Origin of the sequence: Ruminococcus sp. AM42-11 (assembly GCF_003480145.1) — a bacterium.
Taxonomy (GTDB): domain Bacteria; phylum Bacillota; class Clostridia; order Lachnospirales; family Lachnospiraceae; genus Blautia_A; species Blautia_A faecis.
Genome location: NZ_QUIO01000004.1, coordinates 99980 through 122901 on the forward strand (window position 1 = coordinate 99980; position 22922 = coordinate 122901).

Here is a 22922-nt window from a genome sequence, read left to right on the forward strand (position 1 = left end):
ACTGGTGTTTCTATGTTGAACAACAGTACGAAAAGGACAGAAAGCGAGAAGTGACATGAGGGTATATTCAGCTACGAATATAGGAATGAAGCGGAAGATGAACCAGGATTATGTGTTCGCTTCCCAGGACACAGTTGGAAATCTCCCGAACCTCTTTGCTGTTGCTGATGGAATGGGAGGGCACAATGCAGGTGATTATGCTTCCTCTCACGCGGTCAGGATACTGGTAGATGAAATCAGGGAGGATACGGATTATAATCCTGTAAAGGTAATCCGCCATGCCATTGAGACTGCGAACACAGAAATTATAGAACAGGCGCAGAAGGATGAGAAGCTTCGTGGAATGGGAACTACCATGGTAGTAGCCACCATTGTAGGTCAGTATGCTTATGTTGCCAATGTGGGAGACAGCAGACTATATGTGGTGGATAAACAGCTGAGGCAGATTACCAGGGATCATTCACTGGTTCAGGAAATGGTAAGAATGGGTGAAATCACTGCTGAGGAGGCAAGAAATCATCCGGATAAAAACATTATCACCAGAGCTCTGGGAGCAGAAAAAACTGTAGACGTGGATTTCTTTGATATGCGTCTGGAACCGGGAAGTACGATCCTGATGTGTTCCGATGGTCTCAGCAATATGGTGGAAGACAAAAAAATGGAAGAAATCATATTGAATTCTGATGAGGATATCACCTGGAAGGGAAATACTCTTATCCAGGAAGCCAACAACAACGGCGGCAAGGATAACATTGCAATCATATTGATAGAACCATTCACGAATGAGGTGGAAACATGTTAAAGACAGGTATGATTATAGTAGAACGCTATGAAATTGTAAGTAAAATCGGTACCGGCGGAATGGCGGACGTATATAAGGCAATGGACCATAAACTAAACCGTTTTGTGGCAGTTAAGGTTCTGAAGCCGGAATTCAGGGAAGATGCAACTTTTGTAAAGAAATTCAGAAGTGAAGCGCAGGCAGCAGCAGGTCTTACCCATCCAAACATAGTAAATGTATTTGATGTAGGCGATGATGAGGGTGTTTATTATATCGTAATGGAGCTGATCGAGGGAATCACTCTTAAGGAGTATATTTCCAAGAAAGGCAAGCTTTCGGTAAAGGAAGCTACCAGTATTGCCATTCAGGTATCTATGGGACTTGAGGCAGCACACAGCCACGGCATTGTACATCGTGATGTGAAGCCTCAGAATATTATTATTTCCACAGACGGCAAAGTAAAGGTAACAGACTTTGGAATTGCAAGAGCTGCTTCTTCCAATACCATCAGCTCTAATGTTATGGGGTCTGTACATTACAGCTCACCAGAGCAGGTACGAGGCGGCTACAGCGATGAGAAGAGTGATATCTACTCACTTGGTATCACTTTATATGAGATGGTAACAGGACGTGTTCCTTTTGACGGAGATACTACAGTTGCCATTGCAATCAAACATCTTCAGGAAGAGATGGTACCGCCAAGTGTTTATTCCCCAGATCTGCCGTACAGTCTGGAACAGATTATTATGAAATGTACCCAGAAGAGTGTGGATCGCAGATATAATAAGATGGAGGACGTGATCGAAGATCTGAAGCATTCTCTTATTGACCCGCAGGGAGATTTTGTGAAGCTTACATCTGTAGATACAGACGCTAAGACGGTTGTAATTTCTGATGAAGAGCTTGGAGAGATCAAGCACACTCCGAAGCAGACTCTTAAACCGGATATAGAAACTCTGGAAAAAGAACTGAATGAGACAAACTACGATGATGATGACGATTTCGGGTATGACGATAAGGAAGAGAGCTCGAAAGGCTCCAGAAAGAACCGGGATCGTGAACGAAGCAGAGAGCGGGAAGAGAGAGAAAGACGTATCAAAAAGCAGAAAAGAGGCGTCAGTGTAGCTGGAAGTATTATTGCTTTGATCATAGGTGCCGCAGTTCTGATCGCGGTAATTCTTGTTGTGGGAAAGGCAGCAGGTCTGATCGGAGACAGCAAGGATTCTTCTTTGGATCAGCAGAATCAGCAGGCACAGGTTACCCAGGCTGCTGACGAAGATGATGGTATGGTACCAGTACCTGATCTTATCGGTAAGACAGAGGCTGAGGCACAGGAACTTTGCGCTTCTGTAAATATCGGAATGACCTACAAAGGTGAAGAGGCTTCCACACAGGAAAAAGGCAAGATTTCTTCACAGGATCCTGTACAGGGAACAAAGGTAGCTAAAAATTCAACTGTTAACTATTATTTAAGTAAAGGTTCTGAGTCCGTTACCCTTACAGATATGTTCGGTCAGAATGGCGCTTTGGCGCAGGAAACTCTGGAAAGCCAGGGCTTAACGGTTCAGATCAATAAGATTTACCCGGATGAAAGTCAGTCTTCTATGGTAGACATTGGATGTGTCCTTGATACTGAGCCTGCAGCAGGAACTACTGTCAAGGCAGGCGATACAGTTACTCTTACCATCAGCCGTGGTATTAATTATGGTGACAGTGTACAGGTGCCAGATGTAACCGGAATGGAGAAGAATGATGCAATTGCCAAGCTTGGCAAATTCATTAATATTAATGTGGAAATGCAGATGAGCACAGACGTTGCAGAGGGAACTGTTATCTCTCAGGATCCTATAGGATATACAGATGACAACCCGGTATATGCAGATCCGGATAACGATACGATCACTCTTATTGTAAGCAGTGGAAGTCAGGATACTTCTTCACAGAATACTGAGGATCAGAGTTCCTCTGATACTACTGCAGCAGCAAATGGCGAAGTATGGAAATGTACACAGAAACTGAATACGCCTACCGGATATAATGGAGGTCTGATCAGACTGGAGCTTGTTCAGAATGTAGGCGGCGCTCCAAAAGCAAGCTCTGTGGTAGAAGGACAGCAGCTTACTTTCCCATATCAGCTGGATATTACAGGTGCACCAGGAGTTGCTGAGGGTACTTTATATCTGTCTGAGCAGCAATCTGATGGAAGCTATCAGGAACTTGGCCATTATCCTCTTACTTTTGAGAAGGTTGAGTAATCCATGCAGGGAAAGATCATTAAAGGAATTGCAGGCTTCTATTATATCTATGCGGAAGACGGCAATGTTTACGAATGTAAAGCAAAAGGAATTTTTCGAAAGGATAATTTCAAGCCTCTGGTAGGTGATAATGTGGAGATTACCGTTTTGAATGAGGAGGAGAAGGAAGGCAGTGTAACTTCCATTCTTCCCCGCCGCAATTCACTTATCCGTCCTGCTGTTGCCAACGTAGATCAGGCATTTTTGATTTTTGCCATGGAGAATCCAAAGCCTAACTTTCTTCTTCTGGACCGCTTTCTGATTATGATGAAGCAGCAGGAAATTCCTGCAGTTATCTGCTTCAATAAGAAAGATGTGGGAGAGAAGGAAGAAATGGAAAAGCTTTACGAAATCTACACTGGATGTGGATATCGTGTAGTGCTTTCCAGTACCTATGAGGGAGAGGGAATGGACGAGATCCATGAGATACTGAAGGGAAAAACAACAGTAGTTGCAGGACCTTCCGGTGTGGGGAAATCTTCCATTACCAACTGTATGCAGGGTGAAGTGCAGATGGAGACTGGTGAGATCAGCAAAAAACTGAAGCGCGGCAAGCATACCACCAGACATTCCCAGGTAATCCCGGTGGAGAAGAATACTTTCCTGGTGGATACTCCGGGATTTTCTTCTTTGTATCTTACCGATATGAAGGAAGAGGAGCTTCGGGATTACTTCCCGGAATTTGTAATGTATGAGCCGCAATGCCGGTTTCAGGGGTGTATGCACATTCATGAACCGGGCTGTGCAGTGAAGAAAGCTCTGTCTGAAGGTAAAATTAGTCAGCAGCGGTATGACAACTATCTGGCTTTATATGAGGAATTAAAAGAGAAAAGGAGATACTAAAACTATGTATCAGCTATGCCCTTCCATTTTATCAGCGGATTTTAACCGTCTGGGCGAACAGATTAAAATTCTTGAAAACGAAGGAGTTGAATGGCTCCATATTGATGTTATGGATGGAGATTTTGTACCGAGCATTTCCTTTGGTATGCCGGTGATCAAATCCATCCGTAAAGAATCCAAGATGTTTTTTGATGTTCATCTTATGGTGACAGAGCCGGAAAGATACATTCAGGATTTTGTAAATTGTGGTGCGGATTCCATCACCGTTCATGCTGAGGCATGTGAGGATCTGGAACGTACTATAGAGCGTATCAAGGATGCAGGAGTGAAAGTTGGTGTTTCCATCAAGCCTGCAACTCCGGTAAATGATATCAGCCATATGCTTGAGGATGTGGATATGGTTTTGGTAATGACTGTTCAGCCTGGCTTTGGCGGACAGAAATATATGGACGAGTGTACAGAGAAGATTCAGGAACTGAGAGAACTGATCGACAAAGAGAATCTGAATGTGGATATTGAGGTTGACGGTGGAATCAATGAAGGTACCATAGAGACTGTTATGAAAGCTGGTGCCAATATCTTTGTTGCCGGATCCTGGGTATTCGGCGGTGATATTGCCCAGAATGTCCGCCATATTCAGAAACAGATCGAAGAGATTGGTGACAGGATTGAGTGAGAGATAGAATGATAGATACAGTAATCGTAAGCGGGGGCATGATCCAGAAAGATTTTGCCCTCGATTTTATAAGAAAAATAGAAGAAGAGCGAAAAGGAAAGAAGCTGCTTTTGCTGGCGGCTGACAGAGGACTGGATTTCTTTCTGGAAACAGGTCTTGTCCCGGATATTGTGGACGGTGATTTTGACAGTTTATCAGGTGCTGGAAAGGCATATCTGGAGAGTCTTGACCATACAGAAATTGTCAGACTGAATCCTGAAAAGGATGATACAGATACCCAGTCTACTTTAAATCTGGCAATAAGAAGAGGGGCAAAGAATATTCTTATTCTTGGCGCAACTGGTGGAAGACTGGATCATTTTATTGGAAACATGGGACTTTTGGAATATGGCAGACAAAAGGGTGTCAATGTGATCCTGGCAGATGCTCAGAATTACATCTGTCTTGTGGAAAATGGCTATATTATTCGAAAAGACAGTCAGTTCGGAAAATATATTTCTTTTTTCGCAGCCGGTGAAACGGTTGAAGGTCTTACTTTGAAGGGGTTTAAATACCCATTGGATCATTACCGCCTTACTACAGATAACTGCGGCCGCACCGTTAGCAACGAGATCCAGGAAGAAAAGGCCAAGGTACTCTACGAAAAAGGCAGTCTTCTTATGATCATGTCCAGAGATTTGAAATAAATGATGTATTACAAAAGAGAAACACTTCATATTCAATTGGAAATATGAGGTGTTTTTTCAAATTTATCAGATTGTCCAGAGCTTTTGTCTTGATGGAAAGAGTTGGGTATGCTAAAATAAAAAGATGTATAGAGAAGACAATATGGGGCCGGAAATATATCATATTTTTATTGTTTGTGGTATAATAGCAAAAGAATGGCGTAAAGAAATGTCAAACGCCCCTAAAAATAAGGAGAAATAGGATAAAATGAAATTAGGTATCGTTGGACTTCCAAATGTAGGAAAAAGTACACTTTTTAATTCCCTGACAAAGGCTGGTGCAGAATCTGCGAACTATCCCTTCTGTACCATTGACCCGAATGTGGGAGTTGTTACTGTGCCGGATGAAAGACTTGCACTGCTTGGTGATTTTTATCATTCCAAGAAAGTGACACCGGCCGTTATAGAATTTGTTGACATTGCAGGACTTGTAAAGGGCGCTTCTAAGGGAGAAGGTCTTGGAAACCAGTTCCTTGCAAACATCCGTGAAGTTGATGCAATCGTTCATGTAGTACGCTGTTTTGAGGATACCAATGTAATTCACGTAGATGGAAGCATCGACCCGATCCGTGATATTGAGACTATCAACCTGGAGCTCATTTTCTCTGATCTTGAGATCCTGGAGAGAAGAATTGCAAAGGTTACCAAGACTGCCCGTATGGACAAAGAAGCTGCAAAAGAGCTTGATTTCCTTCAGAAGATCAAGAAATGGCTGGAAGACGGCAAAATGGCCATCACTATGGAACTGGAGAATGAGGATGAGGAAGCATGGATGGGAACATACAATTTGCTCACTCAGAAACCGGTTATTTACGCTGCAAATGTTGCAGAAGACGATCTTGCAAATGATGGTGCTGACAATGCGCATGTACAGGCTGTAAGAAAATATGCTGCAGAGCAGAACAGTGAGATTTTCGTAATCTGTGCACAGATCGAGGAAGAGATTTCCGAACTGGATGAGGATGAGAGAAAAATGTTCCTGGAGGATCTTGGACTCAAGGAATCAGGACTTGAGAAGCTGGTTAAGGCAAGTTATCATCTCCTTGGACTTATGAGCTTCCTGACCTCCGGAGAAGATGAGACCAGAGCATGGACCATCAAGATTGGAACCAAGGCTCCGCAGGCAGCAGGTAAGATTCATTCTGATTTTGAGCGTGGATTCATTAAGGCTGAGGTGGTAAACTATCAGGATCTTCTTGACTGTGGCTCCTATGCAGGCGCAAGAGAAAAAGGTCTTGTAAGAATGGAAGGTAAGGATTACGTAGTACAGGATGGCGATGTGATCTTATTCCGTTTCAATGTCTGATAAGTAATAGAAACAGAGGGATAGCATAAATGTCAATTCAGTTTCCGAATCTAGGAATAAACCTGGGTTATGTGGGGAAATCCATTCAAATATTTGGATTTGAGATTACATTTTTTGGCCTTGTAATAGCTCTGGGAATGCTTCTGGGAATGGGATTTGTGATTCTGGAAGCGAAGCGCTGCGGCGAGAATAAAGACGATTATCTGGAAATGATGATCATGTCCCTGCTTCTGGGTGTGGTCGGATCCAGAATGCTTTATGTTTTATGTTCCTGGAATCTTTATAAGGGCAATATTATTGAGATCTTTAATGTGAGAAATGGCGGACTTACATTCTACGGCGGTCTGTTTGGAGGAATGCTGGGAGCAGCCATTTACTGCGGCGTGCGCAGAAAATCTTTTATGCAGATGGCAGATACTGCCAGCATGGGAATCGTTATTGCGCAGATAATAGGAAGGTGGGGAGATTTCTTTAACAGGGAATCTTTCGGTGAGTATACCAACAGCATATTTGCAATGCAGCTCCCTTTATCTGCTGTGCGTTCCAGCGAAGTGACATCTGCAATGAGGGAAAACCTGGAGACAATAGGTGGAACTTCTTATATTCAAGTACATCCGGTTTTCTTATACGAGAGTCTTTGGTGTCTGCTTTTGTTTCTCCTGATGCTTGTGTGGAAGCGCAAAAAACATTTCCACGGAGAAGTATTTCTGAAATATCTGGCAGGATATGGTCTCGGACGATTTTGCATAGAACTTCTTCGAACAGACAAGCTTATGATTCCGGGAACTTCTGTTGGAATTTCCCAGCTGATCTCAGCAGCACTGTTTGTAATCTGTGCTATGATCGCAGTCGTGGAAGAAACCATGGCGAAAAAGAGGGCGGCAAGGCGCAGACGCAGGAGAGAACAGGACTATGAAGCGCAGGAAAGAGCAGCCAGAGAAGCTGAAGCAGAAGAATACAGAGACCGGCTCAGACTGGAGAGAGCTTTTGCAGATGGAGATGCCGCAGGTGTTCCGGAAGTCTATAACGGAACAGCATCTGCTTATGAACATGATTCCGAAGAATCAGAAGAAACTTCGTCTGTGGAAGAAGAGCATCCGGAAGAAGATCCTCAGGATGAAAAGAACACAGAGAAAATCGTGGAAGAGGAAAATTCAGTTGCTGAGGATTTCTATGAGGAGGACTCAGAGAAAGATACAGAAGAAATTTCTGAGGAGGAAGCTTTGCCAGAAGCTTCCGGTACAGAAAATTATGTGGAAGAAAATGCCGGGATTTCTGAAGAAGAAACTGTTGCTGCGAAGGGTCCGACAGCTTCAGAAGAAGATGAATGGTTGTATAGCCAGCCGCGCAGATTTGCGAAAAAACCTGCCCATGAGCAGAAAGATTGATCATATGATTGTCAGATACCTGAATCTGGACTAAACAAAACGTTATTTTGGTGGGAGCGAATCCCACTGAAGTGGCGTTTTTTTGTGTGTAATAGGTAATTTCGCTGGAATTTCCGGCAATATAAAAAGTCCTGCAGGGCAGGATTTATTTTATAAAAAATTTTTTGACTGCATTTTCACTGTTTGTAAGGACTTTGTAACAGAATTATGTAATAGATTTCATAATTTCCCACTTGTAATTTAGGGGCAAATGGGTTAGAATGGGTTCATAAGTGGTAGGAAGTGGAGAAAAGTGGTGACAAATGGGGACGAAGTGGCAGAACTTCCATTTGTTTCCCGTCATGAGATACGAGGGGGAGACTCGTATTTCACGAGAGTAGGTGAGTTTTTATGTTCATGGGCGAGTACAATCACACAATCGACGCGAAGGGGCGTTTGATCATCCCGGCGAAATTTCGGGAACCTTTAGGTGAGGAATTTGTTCTTACCAGAGGACTTGATGGTTGTCTTTATATTTATCCTATGGATGAATGGGAAGCCTTTGAAGAGAAACTCCGTGCATTACCACTTACAAATAAAGACGCTAGAGCCTTTTCGCGCTTCTTTGTTGCAGGTGCAACAACATGTGAACTGGACAAGCAGGGGAGAATTCTCGTACCACAGACGTTACGTGAGTTCGCTGGTCTGGAGAAAGATGTTATTCTGGCTGGAAACTTAAGCAGAGTAGAAGTCTGGAGCAAGGAGAAATGGAGCGAGAATTGCAATTATGACGATATGGACAGCATTGCTGCCGACATGGAGAACATGGGAATCGTCATCTGAGCATAAAATAAGCGAGAAATCCAACAGGAGACGGAAATGGAATTTAAACACAAATCTGTATTACTGGACGAGACCGTTGGCGGGCTGAATATTAAGCCGGATGGAATCTATGTGGATGGCACTTTGGGCGGCGCAGGACATGCCATTGAGGTATGCAGGAAACTTTCTGCCAAGGGGAGATTTATTGGTATAGATCAAGACCAGGATGCGATAATTGCTGCGAGTGAACGGCTTGCCGCCTTTGACCAGGTGACAATCATTCGCAGCAATTATTGTTACATGGTACAGGAGCTTGCCGCAAGGGGAATTCACAAGGTGAATGGTATTGTTCTGGATTTGGGAGTATCCTCCTATCAGCTGGACAATGAGGAACGTGGATTTACCTATCGGGTAGATGCACCTCTTGACATGCGCATGGACCAGAGACAGACACAGACTGCCAGTGACATTGTTAACGGTTATGAAGAAAGAGAACTGTATCGCATTATCCGCGATTACGGTGAAGATAAATTTGCGAAAAATATCGCGAAACATATAGTAGCAGCAAGACAGCAGAGCCCCATTATGACAACGGGCCAGCTTACACAGATCATCCGCGAATCCATACCTATGAAGATACAGGCAGCAGGAGGTCATCCGGCTAAGCGTACGTTCCAGGCAATCAGGATTGAGCTGAATAAGGAACTGGATGTTCTTCGTGATTCACTTGATGGGATGATCGATCTTCTGGATGATGGCGGAAGGCTTTGCATTATTACGTTCCATTCACTGGAAGACAGAATTGTAAAAACAATTTTCGAAAAATGAGAACCCGTGTACCTGTCCACCGGATTTTCCGGTATGTGTGTGCGGAAAGAAATCCAAGGGGAGAGTTATCACAAGGAAGCCAATTCTTCCAAGTGATGAAGAAATGGAAGAAAACCCGCGTTCTAAGAGTGCTAAGCTTAGAATTTTTGAAAAAAAAGTTTAAAAGAAGGGTAAAAAATGGCGGAGACAGGCAGACATACGAATACTGTGTCAGGTAAAAGACGTCCACAAAATGTGTATGTTGATGGCAACACTGTCCGAAAAGTCCAGGAAGTTCCTGAGCGGAGAGAGTACCGTCAGCCAGAGCATTCTGTTCGTAAAAATAAGGCAAAACCAGAGCTGACCACACCAGAGCAGCAGGTCCGGGGGAACAAGCCGCTTAGTAAGGCAGCCAGGAGAAACCGTGCGAAAGCCAATAATATGAACCGTAATTTTGCCATATTTCTGGCTGCACTTGGTATCCTTATTGTGTTTTGCAGTATTAATTATCTGAAACTGAAAACAGAATGCACCAGTAAAAGAAGCCAGCTGGCCACTCTTGAATCCCAACTGGCCGAGCTGAAAGAAGACAACGATGCATATGAGAGCCAGGTGACTTCAAGTGTTGACCTTGAAAGAATCCGGAAAATCGCCATCGGACGTCTGGGCATGAAATATCCAAGCAACCAGCAGACAGAAACCTATGCGACTGAAGGCGGCAGCTACGTAAGACAGTATCAGGACGTGACCGGGAAGTAATGGGAATGAAGGCAGGTGTTTGATTGACTACTCTGAGAAGAAAACAAAAAAGAAAACCTATAAAAAAAATAAATCACAGTATGAAAAAAAAGCTGTCAATACTGCTCTTTTGCGTATTGGGAGCTTTAATCGTTTTATTGGGAGTTATCACTTATATTAATTTTCAAAGTGGTGACAAGTATAAGAAACAGGTGCTGAGTCAGGCTCAGCAAAAATACCAGAATCGCACAATGCCAGCGAAACGAGGGGCAATCTATGATCGAAATGGCAACATTCTGGCAACGAGCAACAAGGTGTATAATGTTGTACTGGACTGTAAAGCTGTAAATTCAGATGAGGATTATCTGGATCCTACGGTGAATGCTCTGGTTACCATATTTGGCCTTGATGAAGGAGAACTCCGTACCAGGCTTACTTCTGATAAGACCAGGGAGAGTCAGTATCAGATCGTGAAAAAGCAGGTCTCCATGGATGATAAGAAAGCATTCGAGGATTACTGCAGCATACCAGATGATACGGAAATGACCAGGGAAGAAATTCAGGAGAAAAACAATATCCAGGGTGTATGGTTTGAAGAAGATTATCTGAGAGTCTATCCATATAATGAGCTGGCCTGTGATACGCTGGGATTTACTTTTTCCCGAGATACTGCGGACTATGGAATTGAGGGCTACTACAATAGCAGCCTGACAGGAATTGATGGCCGACAGTACGGATATTTCAGTGATGATTCTAACGTGGAGCAAACCATTATCGAAGCTTCTGACGGAAACAGTCTGGAGCTTAGCCTCGATCTTGGAACACAGCAGATTGTGGAAAAATGGGTAAATGCCTTTAAGGAATCTACTGGCGCCAAAAATATAGGAGTGATCGTGGAAGACCCTTCAAGTGGTGAAATCCTTGCCATGGATGGGGGCGACCGATATGATCTTAATGATCCACGTAATCTGTCTTCCTTATATTCAGCAGATGAGATTGCTGCTATGAACGACAGTGAGACCATGGATGCTCTAAGCGCCATGTGGAATAACTTTTGTGTAACCGACATTTACGAACCTGGTTCTGTTGTGAAGCCCATTGTTATGGCAGCTGCTCTGGAACAGGGAAAAATATCCACCAGTGATACCTTCTATTGTGATGGTTACCAGAATTTTGGTGTGCCAGGAAATATGACCACCATCAAATGTGCAAATATTTACGGACACGGAATGGAAACCCTTGCGGAAGTAATCGCAAACTCCTGTAACGATGCCATGATGCAGATTGGTGCAAAGATGGGAGTTGAAAATTTTCTGAAAGCACAGAGTACTTTCAATTTCGGAAGCCGGACAGGAATCGATCTTCCAAATGAGGGATATGGTATTATGCATACTGTTGATACCATGCATGAGACAGAGCTTGCGTGTTCTGCATTTGGTCAGGGATTCAGCTGTACTATGATCCAGGAAATCAATGCAATGTGTTCGGTTATCAATGGCGGCTACTATTATCAGCCACATCTTGTGACAAAAGTCAAAGATGCCAGCGGTGCAACTGTGAAGACAATCAGCCCGCTTCTTCAGAAGCAGACCATTTCTTCCAGCATTTCCGCTGATATCAGAAGCTATATGCAGGCCAGTGTAGAGCAGGGTACCAGTATGACGTCAAAGGTACAGGGTTACAGCTCAGGCGGTAAAACAGGAACTGCGGAGAAATTCCCCCGTGGAAACGGTAAATACGTGGTTTCCTTTATCGGATTTGCCCCGGTTGATGACCCGCAGGTTCTGATCTACGTGGTAATTGACGAGCCAAATGTAGAGGATCAGGCCAGCAGTATTTATCCACAGTATGTGGCACAGGCAATTCTTTCCGAGCTTCTGCCATACATGAATATTCAGCCCGATCAGTCTACAGACGGAACTGTTCCGGAGACAGAGCTTTGGGAGAAATTTAATGGTCATGTAAATACTATATCTGACAGTCAGATTGATGAAAATGGAAATCTGGTGGATGAAGAGGGCAACCTCATTGACTGGGATGGCAATCGGATTGACGAAAATGGTTACCTGCTGAATAGTGACGGAAGTTATCAGATCAATGCAAACGGAGAGTATATAAAATCTGCTAACCTTGATGGAATCAGCGATTCCTACACTGGTTCAGCCGGGGAAACTCTGCCGGAGGCTGTTTCTGATACCAATGTTCCGGGACCTCCGGAAGATAACACGGATCCCATTGAGGATAACAATATGGAGAGTGAAGGCCTGACTAACGAGGAAGCCGGACTGGATTAGAAATACTGTCCATAGGTGGCATAGTATTGGCAGGAAATAAAAAACGGACTGTTCACCATAATACAACACATACCTCCATCTGAAATTAGCATATATTAGTTATGATGATTTCAGATGGGGATTTTTTTATGAAAAAAACCATGACCTTTCACAGGAAAAAAATATGGATGGTTTTTCTTGTATGTGCACTTATGCTTCTGGGACTTGTGGGAAGGCTTGTTTACCTGATGGGGGTTCGGTCGGATTACTATTACCAGAAAGCAGAAGAACTTCATGAAAGAGAACGAGTCATTAAGGCTGCAAGAGGACAGATACTGGATGCAAAAGGGAGGATTCTGGCAGATAATAAAACTGTATGTACCATTTCCGTTATTCACAGTCAGATTAAGGAACCACAGAAGGTTATTGAGGTCTTGTCAAAAGAGTTGGAAATAGATACTGACACAGTGCGTAAAAAAGTTGAAAAAATATCTTCAATTGAACGAATTAAGACAAATGTGGAAAAATCTGTGGGAGATGTGATACGTGGGTATGAACTGGATGGTGTGAAGGTGGATGAGGATTATAAGCGGTATTATCCTTACGGATCTCTGGCTTCCAAGGTTCTGGGATTTACAGGCGGTGACAATCAGGGGATAATTGGTCTGGAAGTGAAATATGAGGAAGTTTTAAAGGGACAGGCGGGAAAAATCCTGACCACAACAGATGCCAGAGGCGTGGAAATCGACCAGATCGGAGAAAGCAGGGAAGATCCGGTGGCAGGGGAAAATCTGAAAATCAGTCTGGATGTGGATCTGCAGCAGTATGCGCAGCAGGCGGCCCTAAAAGTAATGGAAGAAAAACAGGCTGCGCGTGTTTCCATACTTCTTATGAATCCGCAGAACGGAGAAATTTATGTATGTGTTAATGTGCCGGAATTTGACCTGAACGATCCTTTTACATTGAATGCGGACGTGGATACTTCAGAACTGAATGAACAGGAAAAACAGGATCTTCTGAACCAGATGTGGAGAAATCCCTGCCTGAACGATACATATGAGCCCGGTTCTACCTTTAAGATCATTACCATGTCTGCTGGTCTGGAGGCTGGCGTGGTTTCCGTAAATGACAGATTTTTCTGTCCCGGGTATAAGCTGGTGGATGACAGGCGGATTCACTGTGCAAGGAGAACAGGACACGGTTCTCAGAGCTTTGTGGAAGGTGCCCAGAATTCCTGCAATCCGGTTTTTATTGAAGTGGGTCTGAGACTTGGGGTGGAAAACTATTATCATTATTTCAAGGAGTTTGGACTTTTGAAGAAGACAGGTGTAGATCTGCCGGGAGAGGCTGGAACGATCATGCATAAAATGGAAAACATGGGGAATGTGGAGCTGGCAACAGTTGCTTTTGGCCAATCTTTTCAAATTACGCCAATTCAGCTGGCGACCACAGTCAGTTCTCTGATCAATGGGGGGAGGCGGATCACACCTCATTTTGGGGTATCCGTTCTGAGCTCAGATGGCACCAGCGGAAGAAAGCTGGAATATCCGGTGGAAACGGGGATTATTTCGGAAAAAACATCAGAGACAGTAAGAGGAATTCTGGAGAAAGTAGTGTCAGAAGGTTCCGGAAGAAATGCCCGGATCGAGGGATGCACAGTAGGGGGCAAGACGGCTACTTCCCAGACTTTGCCAAGAAGTGCCAACCGGTATATTTCTTCCTTTCTTGGTTTTATGCCTGCGGAAGATCCACAGATCCTGGGGCTTTGCATTATACATGACCCGCAGGGCGTGTATTACGGAGGAACCATTGCGGCACCTGTGATAAAGAATATTTTTGAGGCGGTGCTAGAGCGTGTTTGAAAAATCATTCCCGCAATCTGCACGCCCCACTTTGCGGGAGATTTCACCCGAATTCGGTTGCCGTAGCCCGCTACGGCGCCCTCATCCGGGCAAAATCTCCCACAAATTGTGACGCACATCTTGCAGAAAGCCTTTTTCAAACACGCTCTAAATCAGAAAAAAGAAAGATAAGCTTCGGTGATCGGTCAGGCTGTGAGCAAGGAGAAGCGTGTTATCGGTCACGAAGTAAGCAGGAAACAATGTTGGGATATTATCTTGCAAAAACCAAGCTATGGGTTGATAAATAAGGGGAAAAGCTTTATACTATAAGATGCTTTAAAAAGTTTAGAGCGTGTTTGAAAATGGTTTCTGCAAGATGTGTGTCACAATTTGAGGAAGATTGCGGAATGCTTTTTTAAACAGACTCTGGAACGAAAAAAACGAAAGAATTAAAGAGGTGTGAGGATGGAATTTCATATTGTGATCCCGGTACTGATTTCCTTCGCAATCAGTGCAGTATTAGGACCTGTTATTATTCCTTTTCTGCGTAAGCTGAAAATGGGACAGACAGAGAGAACAGAGGGCGTACAGTCGCATCTGAAAAAGGCCGGAACCCCGACTATGGGCGGCGTGATCTTTCTGATATCCACGATTATTACTTCATTGTTTTATGTAAAAGATTATCCCAAGATTATCCCGGTTCTGTTCCTGACTCTGGGATTCGGACTGATCGGTTTTCTGGATGATTATCTGAAGGTAGTCCTTAGAAGATCTGACGGACTTCTTCCATGGCAGAAATTTCTGCTTCAGGTAGTGGTAACAGGTATTTTTACTTTCTACCTACTGCGGTATACAGATGTGTCTCTGACCATGCGTATTCCATTCTGGGGTGGGCATTATCTGAATCTTGGCTGGCTGGCTGTACCGGTGCTGTTCTTTGCAGTGATCGGAACGGTAAATGGCGTAAACTTTACTGACGGTGTAGATGGTCTTGCTACCAGCGTTACCCTGATCGTAGCCGTATTTTTCACGGTTGTATCCATTGGAACCCAGTCAGGTATCGAGCCTGTCACCTGTGCTGTTATCGGCGGACTGATGGGATTTTTACTTTACAATGTATACCCGGCAAGTGTGTTCATGGGAGATACAGGATCTCTGGCGCTTGGTGGATTTGTGGCAGGTGTGGCTTATATGCTGCAGATGCCTCTGTTTATACTGATCGTGGGACTGATCTATCTGGTTGAGGTATTGTCCGTTATGATCCAGGTAACCTATTTCAAAGCAACACATGGCAAACGTATTTTCAAAATGGCGCCTATCCATCATCATTTTGAGCTTTGCGGATGGTCAGAAGCAGAGTAGTTGCAGTGTTTACTATTGTGACTGCAATTATGTGCCTGATCGGACTTTTAGCCCTGTAAGAGCTGCATGAAAAGGGAGAATTCCGGGGCATCCATTGCAAGGCATTAAGGAGGAAATAAATCATGGAATTAAAAGGAAAAAAAGTTCTGGTTTTCGGAGCCGGAAAAAGCGGTATCGGCGCAGCTGATCTTCTGAATGCAGTTGGTGCCTGCCCGGTTCTCTACGATGGAAAAGCAGATCTGGATAAAGAAAGCGTATTACATAAAATCAGTGGAAATTATGAACTTCCCATCTATGCAGGAGAGCTGCCGAAGGAAGTTCAGGAAAGCCTGGATCTTGTGGTATTAAGTCCTGGAGTTCCCACAGATCTTCCAATTGTAAAAGGTTTTTATGATCAGGGACTTCCTGTGTGGGGCGAGGTTGAACTGGCTTATCAGACTGGAAAGGGTGAAGTTCTTGCAATTACCGGAACAAACGGAAAAACTACAACAACAGCCCTTCTTGGGAAAATCATGTCAGATGCACGCCCATCTGTATTTGTTGTTGGAAATATTGGAACTCCGTATACTTCCAAGTCACTGGAGATGACAGATGAGACGGTCACGGTTGCAGAGATCAGCAGCTTCCAGCTTGAGACTATCTGGAAATTTGCTCCAAGGGTAAGCGCCATTTTGAATGTCACAGAGGATCATCTGAACCGTCATCATACAATGGCTGAGTATATCCGCGTGAAAGAGCTGATCACAAGCAACCAGGGTCCGGAGGATGTATGTGTGCTGAATTATGAGGATGAAATCCTTCGTGAATTTGGCAAAAGCATTGTGCCAAAGGCTGTATATTTTTCCAGTGCAAGAGAACTTGAACAGGGTATTTTCCTGAGAGGAGACCAGATTATTCTTCGTACAGAGAAAGAGGAGATTCCGGTTGTGAGAACAGGAGAACTGAAGCTTCTTGGTACACACAATTTTGAGAATGTAATGGCAGCAGTGGCCATGGCTTACTACGCAGGTGTTGATATGGATAGTATCCGTAGGAGTATCTGTGAGTTTACAGCCGTGGAGCACAGAATTGAGTATGTAACTGAGAAAAACGGTGTGGCATATTATAACGATTCAAAGGGAACCAACCCGGATGCGGCTATTAAGGGAATCCAGGCAATGAACCGTCCGACTCTTCTGATTGGCGGCGGATATGATAAGGAATCCAGTTATGATGAGTGGATTCAGGCATTTGACGGCAAAGTAAGGTATCTGGTACTTATTGGTCAGACGAAAGAGAAAATTAAGGCTGCGGCTGAGAAGAATGGCTTTCATGATGTTATTCTCTGTGAGGATCTGAAAGAAGCTGTGCAGGTGTGTGCGGATAAGGCAAACGCCGGGGACGCGGTCCTTTTATCTCCTGCATGCGCAAGCTGGGGTCAGTTTGACAATTATGAGCAGAGAGGCCAGATGTTTAAGGAGTATGTGAGAGCACTGTAATATACCGCAAATTGCAGCGTACATCTTGAAGAAAGCCTTTTGGAGGCATGCTCTGGAGCCTGTTCGAAAAATCATTCCTGTAATCTGCACGTTCCGTTTTGCAGTATATTTCACTCGAACTCGGTTGTCGTAGCCACAGAATGTGATTGGCGGCAGGTACAGAAACTTATGATTTATTTCATAGAATACCCGGATCTGGCATATGCTTTAACCAAGGCATGGGACGTCAGGAGCAGATCTCTATGATCCGGGAGCGAAAGAAAGAAACGAAAACAGACACGGTCTTACTGATCCTTGTGCTGCTTCTGGCAGTATTCGGACTGGTCATGCTGTTTTCCATCAGTGAATATAATGGCAGAGTACGTTTCGGCGACTCTGCCTATTATTTTAAAAAGCAGCTTTTTGCAACAGCTCTGGGCCTTATGACCATGTACATAGTAGCAGAGACAGATTACAGATTCTTTGTTCGGCTGGCACCGGCTGCTTATCTCTTATCTATGGGACTTTCTACAGCAGTTTTATTTGTAGGACAGGAAATCAATGGCTCCAGAAGGTGGCTGAATTTTGGACCGTTGTCTTTTCAGCCTTCGGAATTTGCAAAAGCAGCAGTGATCCTTTTTCTCACCTGGCAGATCCAGGGAAGCAAAAAGACTACAGCTGGCTTCTGGTTTATGTGCAGGACAATGCTGACACTTCTTCCAATTGTAGGACTGGTAGGCTCCAATAACCTAAGTACGGCAATCATAATCCTTGGAATCGGTGTAATCCTGATTTTTATATCAGATCCGGGATATGCCAGATTTGTTGGAATGGGAGTGACTGGTGCAGCAGTGATCGCAGTGTTTCTGGCAGCAGAGAGCTACCGTCTGGAAAGGCTTGCCATATGGCGGAATCCGGAGAAGTATGAAAAGGGTTTTCAGACCATTCAGGGACTTTATGCTATTGGAAGCGGCGGGCTTTTCGGAAGAGGATTTGGCAGCAGCCTGCAGAAACTGGGATTTGTGCCGGAAGCCCAGAATGATATGATCTTTTCCATTATCTGCGAAGAACTGGGACTGACCGGAGCTTTTTTTCTCATTGGCATATTTGGGCTTCTTATGTGGAGACTGATGGTGATTGCCCTTCACTGCCGGGAACTGCAGGGAACACTTTTATGCGTTGGCATTATGAGCCATATGGCCATTCAGGTGATCCTGAATATTGCGGTGGTGACAAACACCATTCCAAATACAGGAATCACGCTTCCCTTTATCAGCTATGGCGGAACCTCAGTGGTGTTTCTTCTGGGCGAGATGGGGCTGGCTTTGAGCGTAAGCAGAAAATGAAATTTTATCACCAGTCAGAAATATTCGCATACAATAAAAGGTAAGAGGCCCTTTAGGAGTGAATGGCTTGAATGACCGGATTTACATTGAGGGAGGACACCAGCTGAAGGGAAGTATTCGGATACAGGGCTCAAAAAATGCAGCGCTTCCTATGATGGCGGCGTCTCTTTTACATCGGGGAGTCAGTGTGCTCAAAGGCTGTCCGCGGATCGCGGATGTTTTTTGTATGGAGGAAATTCTTCAGAAGCTTGGGGCAGTGACCTGGTGGGAAGACCATGATCTGTATATGGACTGCGAAAATGCCGGTAAATGGTCAGTTCCTTTTGAATTTACAGGGAGGATGCGGTCTTCCGTGATTCTTCTTGGAGCGCTTCTCGCAAGAAATGGGAAAGGAAGCCTTGGCTATCCAGGTGGGTGCGTGATCGGGAAAAGACCTATTGATATGCATCTTTTTGTGCTTCGGAAGCTTGGCGCAGTGGTCACAGAGGAACAGGGAGTTTTGATGGCAGAAGCACCTCATCTGCAAGGGGCATTGGTTTCTTTTTCAAAAAGAAGTGTGGGAGCCACCCAGCAGGGCATTTTAGGAGCTGTGCTTGCAGAGGGAGAGACTGTATTGGAAAATTGTGCCTGTGAGCCGGAAATACAGTGGCTTTGCAGGTATATGCGTTCCATGGGAGCAAAAATACAAGGGGATGGAACTTCTGAAATAAGAATCCAGGGAGTTAAAAGCCTAAGTGCCGGGTGCATTCAGGTGCCGCCAGACCGCATTGTGTCAGGAACCTATATCTGTGCGGCAGCTATAACCAGAAGCCAGATCGTTCTTGAAAACCCTCCGGAAGGAGAACTGAAGGCCTTTCTGGAAGTATATAGGAAAATGGGTGGACAATATAAAGGTAACAGTGGTAAACTATTAGTCAATGGAAAAAATGTTCAAAGCCCTGTTAAACTGCTGGAAACGGGTGTTTATCCAGGATTTCCAACAGATCTGCAGTCTCCCGTAATGGCAGTTCTTTCCACCATAGAGGGGGAAAGTTGCATTCGTGAAATGGTTTTTGAAGACCGTTATAAAGCAGCTGACCAGTTGCGGAAAATGGGAGCCAGGATCCGCGTACAGGGAAATGAGGCTGTAATCTGCGGTGTAAAGACTTTACATGGAGCAGCTGTGCAGGCGCAGGAATTAAGAGGCGGTGCGTCCCTGATCCTGGCAGCACTTGGGGCTAAGGGAGTTACCGTACTGGAAGGATATTCTTTTGTACAGCGGGGGTATGAGCATATTTGCCAGGATCTTAATGCGCTGGGAGCAGCAGTAAAAAGGATACAGGAATAACAATATATGAAATCACTGAAAATGAAGTTGATCTATAGAAAACATAAGAAAGCGATTCTGGGTACCTGGGGGCAGTTCTGCTGGCAGGACTTGTCTTTTTCTTTTCCTATTTTCATGTGACAAAGGTGGAGGTAATGGGAACCTCTCGTTACACGGATGAACAGGTGAAGGAGATGGCTTTGCAGGGGGTTTTTACGGATAATTCCGTTCTTGCAGTTTTGCTCCATTCCAGGGTGGACGTAGAGGGTGTGCCTTTTGTGGAAGGCTTTTATATTACCAGGCTTTCTCATAACAGTATCTGCATCAGTGTCCGGGAAAAGAAGGCGGTAGGCTGCATTCCTTATCTGGACAGTTATATTTATTTTGACAGAAACGGTATTTTTATTGAAAGTTCTCATACAAGGGATGAACTGGTGCCTTTTTTTGATGGCATTGAAGTAAGCCATGTGATCGAAGGGGAGAAGCTTCCGATTAAGGGAAACTCGGTTCTTACCACTGCGGTGGCGCTGGCAACTATTTTCCAGAAGAACGATGCCATACCGGATCATATTGAATTTGACACCAGTTATCAGATTACTTTGACTTATGGAGATATCCGGGTGATGCTGGGAAAGGATGAGTATCTTGAGGACAAGATGACACGTGTCAGCGCAATTTTGCCCAAGCTTTCCGGCAAAAAGGGAATCCTTCATCTGGAAAATGTAAATGAAAATTCCAAGACGATTACCTTCGAGCAGGATCTGGGCGAGGATGGCGTGATTGAGGATGTGGATACTGCGGCTGCTTACGAGAATGCAGTGGCTAACTGGCATGGAGGGTATGACCTGGAGGGTGACTATACCGGTGAAGGTGAATATGACCAGAACGGAAACTATGTAGGCTCCAGACCTACTGAGGAGAGCATTGCTGCAAATGGCAGCTGGCTTGGCGGATATATGGAAGATGGAAGCTATACCGGTTATGGACAGCTGGATAAAGATGGAAATTATGTAGGTCCCAATCCCAATGAAACCAGTGAAGATGGAAGCGAAGAGGAGCTTGAAGATTACAGTGAGGACTACAGCGAAGACTATAATGACAGCGGTTATGACGGTTATGATGAGGAATATTAGAGAGTGTCTGAAAATCTCCTGTAAATGTGATGCACATTTTGCAGAAAGCCTTTTTCAAACACACTCTGAGGAAAATATCGCGTATTTCGCGAAAAAAGTATAAAAAAACAAAATTAGTGGTTGATAAATTCACAAAAAAAATATATGATATAGCTATATGCAGCTTGGTATATATATTTGCTGAAATTAAAGATAAAGGATATAAGGTAGAAATAAAGGAGGAAGTACATTGTTAGAGATAATGTCAAATGAGGCGGAATCCTCTGCTAAGATTATTGTAATCGGAGTAGGCGGCGCCGGAAATAACGCAGTTAACAGAATGGTTGAAGAAGCCATCGGCGGGGTAGAGTTTGTAGGAGTGAATACAGATAAGCAGGCTCTGACTCTGTGTAAAGCTCCAACTGTACTTCAGATCGGTGAGAAAATTACCAAAGGTCTTGGTGCAGGAGCACAGCCTGAGGTTGGACAGAAAGCAGCAGAAGAGAGCATTGAGGAAGTAAAACAGATCATCGAAGGTGCTGACATGGTATTTGTTACCTGCGGTATGGGCGGTGGAACTGGTACAGGTGCTGCACCGGTTATCGCAGCAGCAGCTAAGGAAATGGGGATCCTCACTGTAGGTGTTGTGACCAAACCTTTCCGTTTTGAAGCTAAGACACGTATGAACAACGCACTTGCAGGTATTGAGAACCTGAAGAAAGCTGTTGATACATTAATTGTAATTCCTAATGACAAATTACTGGAGATTGTAGATCGCCGCACAACTATGCCAGAAGCACTTCGTAAAGCAGACGAGGTTCTGCAGCAGGCAGTTCAGGGCATCACAGATCTGATTAATCTGCCGGCTCTTATCAACCTTGACTTTGCTGATGTTCAGACTGTTATGACAGATAAAGGTATTGCACACATTGGTATCGGTGAGGCAAGAGGCGATGACAAGGCTATGGAGGCTGTACAGCAGGCTGTATCCTCTCCGCTTCTTGAGACTACCATCAAGGGTGCTACACACGTTATCATCAACATTTCCGGTGATATTTCCCTTATGGACGCAAATGATGCTGCAAGCTATGTACAGGAGCTTACAGGTGAAGATGCAAATATCATCTTTGGTGCTATGTATGATGACTCTGTTGCTGATTATGCGAGAATCACTGTTATTGCTACAGGCCTTTCTGATAATGCACAGGCATCCAATCCATTTGGAAATAAGGCAAGCAACTCTGTATTTGCCAATAAGAGACCTGCTTCCACTACAGCGTCTGCTGGTGTGAATCTGAACATGCCGTCTTTCAGCATGCCGACTATGAATGCTACACCATTCACAGCGAAGACACCATCCAGCACGGTTCAGAAGAAAGATATCCAGATCCCGGATTTCTTAAGAAACAGATAATGAATGGAAATTAAAAGGCCCTCGCACATTTGTGCGGGGGCTGTTTTTGAATTTGCGGCTATTTTCTGGAACCTGTTTGAAAAATTTTTGCAGAAAGCCTTTTTCAAACACGCTCTAGCACTGGCATTCAAAGGTATCGCATTTTGTTTCGGAACATACTTTTGCACCGCTTCCGGCTACATCAATAGCAGCTGCAGTACATTTACAGTTTTCGTTATAGGTACAGTTGTGGGCTTTGCAGTCAATCTGGATGGTCTCACATCCACAGCCGTTTTTGGCACTGTTCATGGCACCCTGGCTCTTTTCCCGGAGCTTCCGCAGGATGTTTCTTCAGAACTTTTTGCACTGTCACCCATGACGTTGATTTCCCCTCTGGAACAAAGCATATCTTCATTGTAAGCACAGGTTGTTGCGGAACATTTTAAAATTGTCATGTTTTTTACCTCCTGATT

At 44.3% G+C, this 22922-nt stretch carries 20 protein-coding genes and 3 pseudogenes; 19 read left to right on the forward strand and 4 right to left on the reverse strand.

Annotated features, from left to right (window positions below):
- The first annotated feature begins 55 nt into the window (after window positions 1-55).
- The 12 genes and pseudogenes from DW904_RS04080 (at window position 56) to DW904_RS04135 (ending at window position 14494) form a co-directional block, all read left to right on the forward strand.
- Entirely contained in the window at window positions 56-802 is a 747-nt protein-coding gene (locus tag DW904_RS04080) for a Stp1/IreP family PP2C-type Ser/Thr phosphatase (protein ID WP_118578191.1), read from the forward strand.
- Complete coding sequence (gene pknB, locus DW904_RS04085) at window positions 796-3036, forward strand: Stk1 family PASTA domain-containing Ser/Thr kinase (protein WP_118578192.1); 2241 nt, start codon at window positions 796-798, stop codon at window positions 3034-3036. Before DW904_RS04080 ends, pknB begins: the two co-directional genes overlap by 7 nt.
- 3 nt (window positions 3037-3039) lie before the next feature.
- Window positions 3040-3918 carry a ribosome small subunit-dependent GTPase A gene (gene rsgA / locus DW904_RS04090; protein WP_118578193.1) on the forward strand — a complete coding sequence of 293 codons (879 nt, stop codon included), beginning with the start codon at window positions 3040-3042 and terminating at the stop codon, window positions 3916-3918.
- Window positions 3919-3922: 4 nt separating this feature from the next.
- Entirely contained in the window at window positions 3923-4594 is a 672-nt protein-coding gene (gene rpe, locus DW904_RS04095) for a ribulose-phosphate 3-epimerase (RefSeq protein ID WP_118578194.1), read from the forward strand.
- 8 nt (window positions 4595-4602) lie between these two features.
- A complete protein-coding gene (locus tag DW904_RS04100; protein WP_118578195.1) occupies window positions 4603-5280 on the forward strand; it encodes a thiamine diphosphokinase in 678 nt (225 codons plus the stop codon).
- Window positions 5281-5527: 247 nt separating this feature from the next.
- Window positions 5528-6625 (forward strand): redox-regulated ATPase YchF, encoded by a 1098-nt coding sequence (ychF, locus tag DW904_RS04105; protein ID WP_021926448.1) that lies wholly within the window; start codon window positions 5528-5530, stop codon window positions 6623-6625.
- Window positions 6626-6654: 29 nt separating this feature from the next.
- Window positions 6655-8013: a prolipoprotein diacylglyceryl transferase gene (lgt, locus tag DW904_RS04110; RefSeq protein WP_118578196.1), complete on the forward strand. Its 1359-nt coding sequence runs from the start codon at window positions 6655-6657 to the stop codon at window positions 8011-8013.
- Window positions 8014-8403: 390 nt separating this feature from the next.
- A complete protein-coding gene (mraZ, locus tag DW904_RS04115; RefSeq protein ID WP_118578197.1) occupies window positions 8404-8835 on the forward strand; it encodes a division/cell wall cluster transcriptional repressor MraZ in 432 nt (143 codons plus the stop codon).
- Between the two features lie 36 nt (window positions 8836-8871).
- Window positions 8872-9805: pseudogene (rsmH, locus tag DW904_RS04120) on the forward strand (16S rRNA (cytosine(1402)-N(4))-methyltransferase RsmH).
- A 14-nt stretch (window positions 9806-9819) separates the two neighbouring features.
- The gene (locus DW904_RS04125; protein WP_118578198.1) at window positions 9820-10380 is read left to right on the forward strand and encodes a septum formation initiator family protein; all 561 of its coding nucleotides are present in this window, start codon (window positions 9820-9822) and stop codon (window positions 10378-10380) included.
- A gap of 137 nt (window positions 10381-10517) precedes the next feature.
- On the forward strand, window positions 10518-12653 hold the full coding sequence (locus tag DW904_RS04130; RefSeq protein ID WP_226836530.1) for a penicillin-binding transpeptidase domain-containing protein: 2136 nt from the start codon (window positions 10518-10520) through the stop codon (window positions 12651-12653).
- Window positions 12654-12781: 128 nt separating this feature from the next.
- Window positions 12782-14494 (forward strand): penicillin-binding transpeptidase domain-containing protein, encoded by a 1713-nt coding sequence (locus tag DW904_RS04135; RefSeq protein WP_118578242.1) that lies wholly within the window; start codon window positions 12782-12784, stop codon window positions 14492-14494.
- Here the strand turns inward: DW904_RS04135 and DW904_RS24935 are convergent.
- On the reverse strand, window positions 14428-14613 hold the full coding sequence (locus tag DW904_RS24935) for a DUF6783 domain-containing protein (protein ID WP_306467719.1): 186 nt from the start codon (window positions 14611-14613) through the stop codon (window positions 14428-14430). The genes DW904_RS04135 and DW904_RS24935 overlap by 67 nt on opposite strands.
- Between DW904_RS24935 and DW904_RS24940 the strand changes: the two are divergent.
- The 3 genes and pseudogenes from DW904_RS24940 to murD all read left to right on the forward strand — a co-directional run.
- Window positions 14551-14781, forward strand: a pseudogene (locus tag DW904_RS24940) (DUF6783 domain-containing protein); the annotation flags it as partial. The gene DW904_RS24935 and the pseudogene DW904_RS24940 overlap by 63 nt on opposite strands.
- A gap of 157 nt (window positions 14782-14938) precedes the next feature.
- Window positions 14939-15894: pseudogene (gene mraY, locus DW904_RS04145) on the forward strand (phospho-N-acetylmuramoyl-pentapeptide-transferase).
- Between the two features lie 63 nt (window positions 15895-15957).
- Window positions 15958-17313 carry a UDP-N-acetylmuramoyl-L-alanine--D-glutamate ligase gene (gene murD / locus DW904_RS04150; RefSeq protein ID WP_118578200.1) on the forward strand — a complete coding sequence of 452 codons (1356 nt, stop codon included), beginning with the start codon at window positions 15958-15960 and terminating at the stop codon, window positions 17311-17313.
- On the opposite strand, the gene DW904_RS24945 is transcribed toward murD, so the two are convergent.
- A complete protein-coding gene (locus DW904_RS24945; protein ID WP_347562018.1) occupies window positions 17227-17517 on the reverse strand; it encodes a DUF6783 domain-containing protein in 291 nt (96 codons plus the stop codon). The two genes, murD and DW904_RS24945, sit on opposite strands and share 87 nt — an antisense overlap.
- Window positions 17518-17555: 38 nt before the next feature.
- Here DW904_RS24945 and DW904_RS04160 point away from each other — a divergent pair, with 38 nt between their 5' ends.
- The 4 genes from DW904_RS04160 to ftsZ all read left to right on the forward strand — a co-directional run bounded on the left by DW904_RS04160 (window position 17556) and on the right by ftsZ (window position 22470).
- The gene (locus DW904_RS04160; RefSeq protein ID WP_118578202.1) at window positions 17556-18638 is read left to right on the forward strand and encodes a putative peptidoglycan glycosyltransferase FtsW; all 1083 of its coding nucleotides are present in this window, start codon (window positions 17556-17558) and stop codon (window positions 18636-18638) included.
- A 58-nt stretch (window positions 18639-18696) separates the two neighbouring features.
- A complete protein-coding gene (murA, locus tag DW904_RS04165; protein WP_118578203.1) occupies window positions 18697-19965 on the forward strand; it encodes a UDP-N-acetylglucosamine 1-carboxyvinyltransferase in 1269 nt (422 codons plus the stop codon).
- Window positions 19966-20099: 134 nt separating this feature from the next.
- The gene (locus DW904_RS04170) at window positions 20100-21077 is read left to right on the forward strand and encodes a cell division protein FtsQ/DivIB (protein WP_118578204.1); all 978 of its coding nucleotides are present in this window, start codon (window positions 20100-20102) and stop codon (window positions 21075-21077) included.
- Window positions 21078-21306: 229 nt separating this feature from the next.
- Window positions 21307-22470 carry a cell division protein FtsZ gene (gene ftsZ / locus DW904_RS04180; protein WP_330382736.1) on the forward strand — a complete coding sequence of 388 codons (1164 nt, stop codon included), beginning with the start codon at window positions 21307-21309 and terminating at the stop codon, window positions 22468-22470.
- 114 nt (window positions 22471-22584) lie between these two features.
- On the opposite strand, the gene DW904_RS23545 is transcribed toward ftsZ, so the two are convergent.
- Window positions 22585-22758, reverse strand: coding sequence for a DUF1540 domain-containing protein (locus DW904_RS23545; RefSeq protein ID WP_243110290.1), 174 nt, complete (start codon window positions 22756-22758; stop codon window positions 22585-22587).
- Window positions 22755-22904 (reverse strand): DUF1540 domain-containing protein, encoded by a 150-nt coding sequence (locus tag DW904_RS23550; protein WP_243110291.1) that lies wholly within the window; start codon window positions 22902-22904, stop codon window positions 22755-22757. The genes DW904_RS23545 and DW904_RS23550 overlap by 4 nt, the downstream gene beginning before the upstream one ends.
- Window positions 22905-22922: the final 18 nt, after the last annotated feature.

Coding starts and splice junctions, on each gene's coding strand:
- DW904_RS04080 (WP_118578191.1), top strand. CDS start 56: ATGAGGGTATATTCAGCTACGAATATAGGAATGAAGCGGAAGATGAAC.
- pknB (WP_118578192.1), top strand. CDS start 796: ATGTTAAAGACAGGTATGATTATAGTAGAACGCTATGAAATTGTAAGT.
- rsgA (WP_118578193.1), top strand. CDS start 3,040: ATGCAGGGAAAGATCATTAAAGGAATTGCAGGCTTCTATTATATCTAT.
- rpe (WP_118578194.1), top strand. CDS start 3,923: ATGTATCAGCTATGCCCTTCCATTTTATCAGCGGATTTTAACCGTCTG.
- DW904_RS04100 (WP_118578195.1), top strand. CDS start 4,603: ATGATAGATACAGTAATCGTAAGCGGGGGCATGATCCAGAAAGATTTT.
- ychF (WP_021926448.1), top strand. CDS start 5,528: ATGAAATTAGGTATCGTTGGACTTCCAAATGTAGGAAAAAGTACACTT.
- lgt (WP_118578196.1), top strand. CDS start 6,655: ATGTCAATTCAGTTTCCGAATCTAGGAATAAACCTGGGTTATGTGGGG.
- mraZ (WP_118578197.1), top strand. CDS start 8,404: ATGTTCATGGGCGAGTACAATCACACAATCGACGCGAAGGGGCGTTTG.
- DW904_RS04125 (WP_118578198.1), top strand. CDS start 9,820: ATGGCGGAGACAGGCAGACATACGAATACTGTGTCAGGTAAAAGACGT.
- DW904_RS04135 (WP_118578242.1), top strand. CDS start 12,782: ATGAAAAAAACCATGACCTTTCACAGGAAAAAAATATGGATGGTTTTT.
- DW904_RS24935 (WP_306467719.1), bottom strand. CDS start 14,613: ATGTGCGTCACAATTTGTGGGAGATTTTGCCCGGATGAGGGCGCCGTA.
- murD (WP_118578200.1), top strand. CDS start 15,958: ATGGAATTAAAAGGAAAAAAAGTTCTGGTTTTCGGAGCCGGAAAAAGC.
- DW904_RS04160 (WP_118578202.1), top strand. CDS start 17,556: ATGATCCGGGAGCGAAAGAAAGAAACGAAAACAGACACGGTCTTACTG.
- DW904_RS04170 (WP_118578204.1), top strand. CDS start 20,100: ATGGGAACCTCTCGTTACACGGATGAACAGGTGAAGGAGATGGCTTTG.
- DW904_RS23545 (WP_243110290.1), bottom strand. CDS start 22,758: ATGAACAGTGCCAAAAACGGCTGTGGATGTGAGACCATCCAGATTGAC.
- DW904_RS23550 (WP_243110291.1), bottom strand. CDS start 22,904: ATGACAATTTTAAAATGTTCCGCAACAACCTGTGCTTACAATGAAGAT.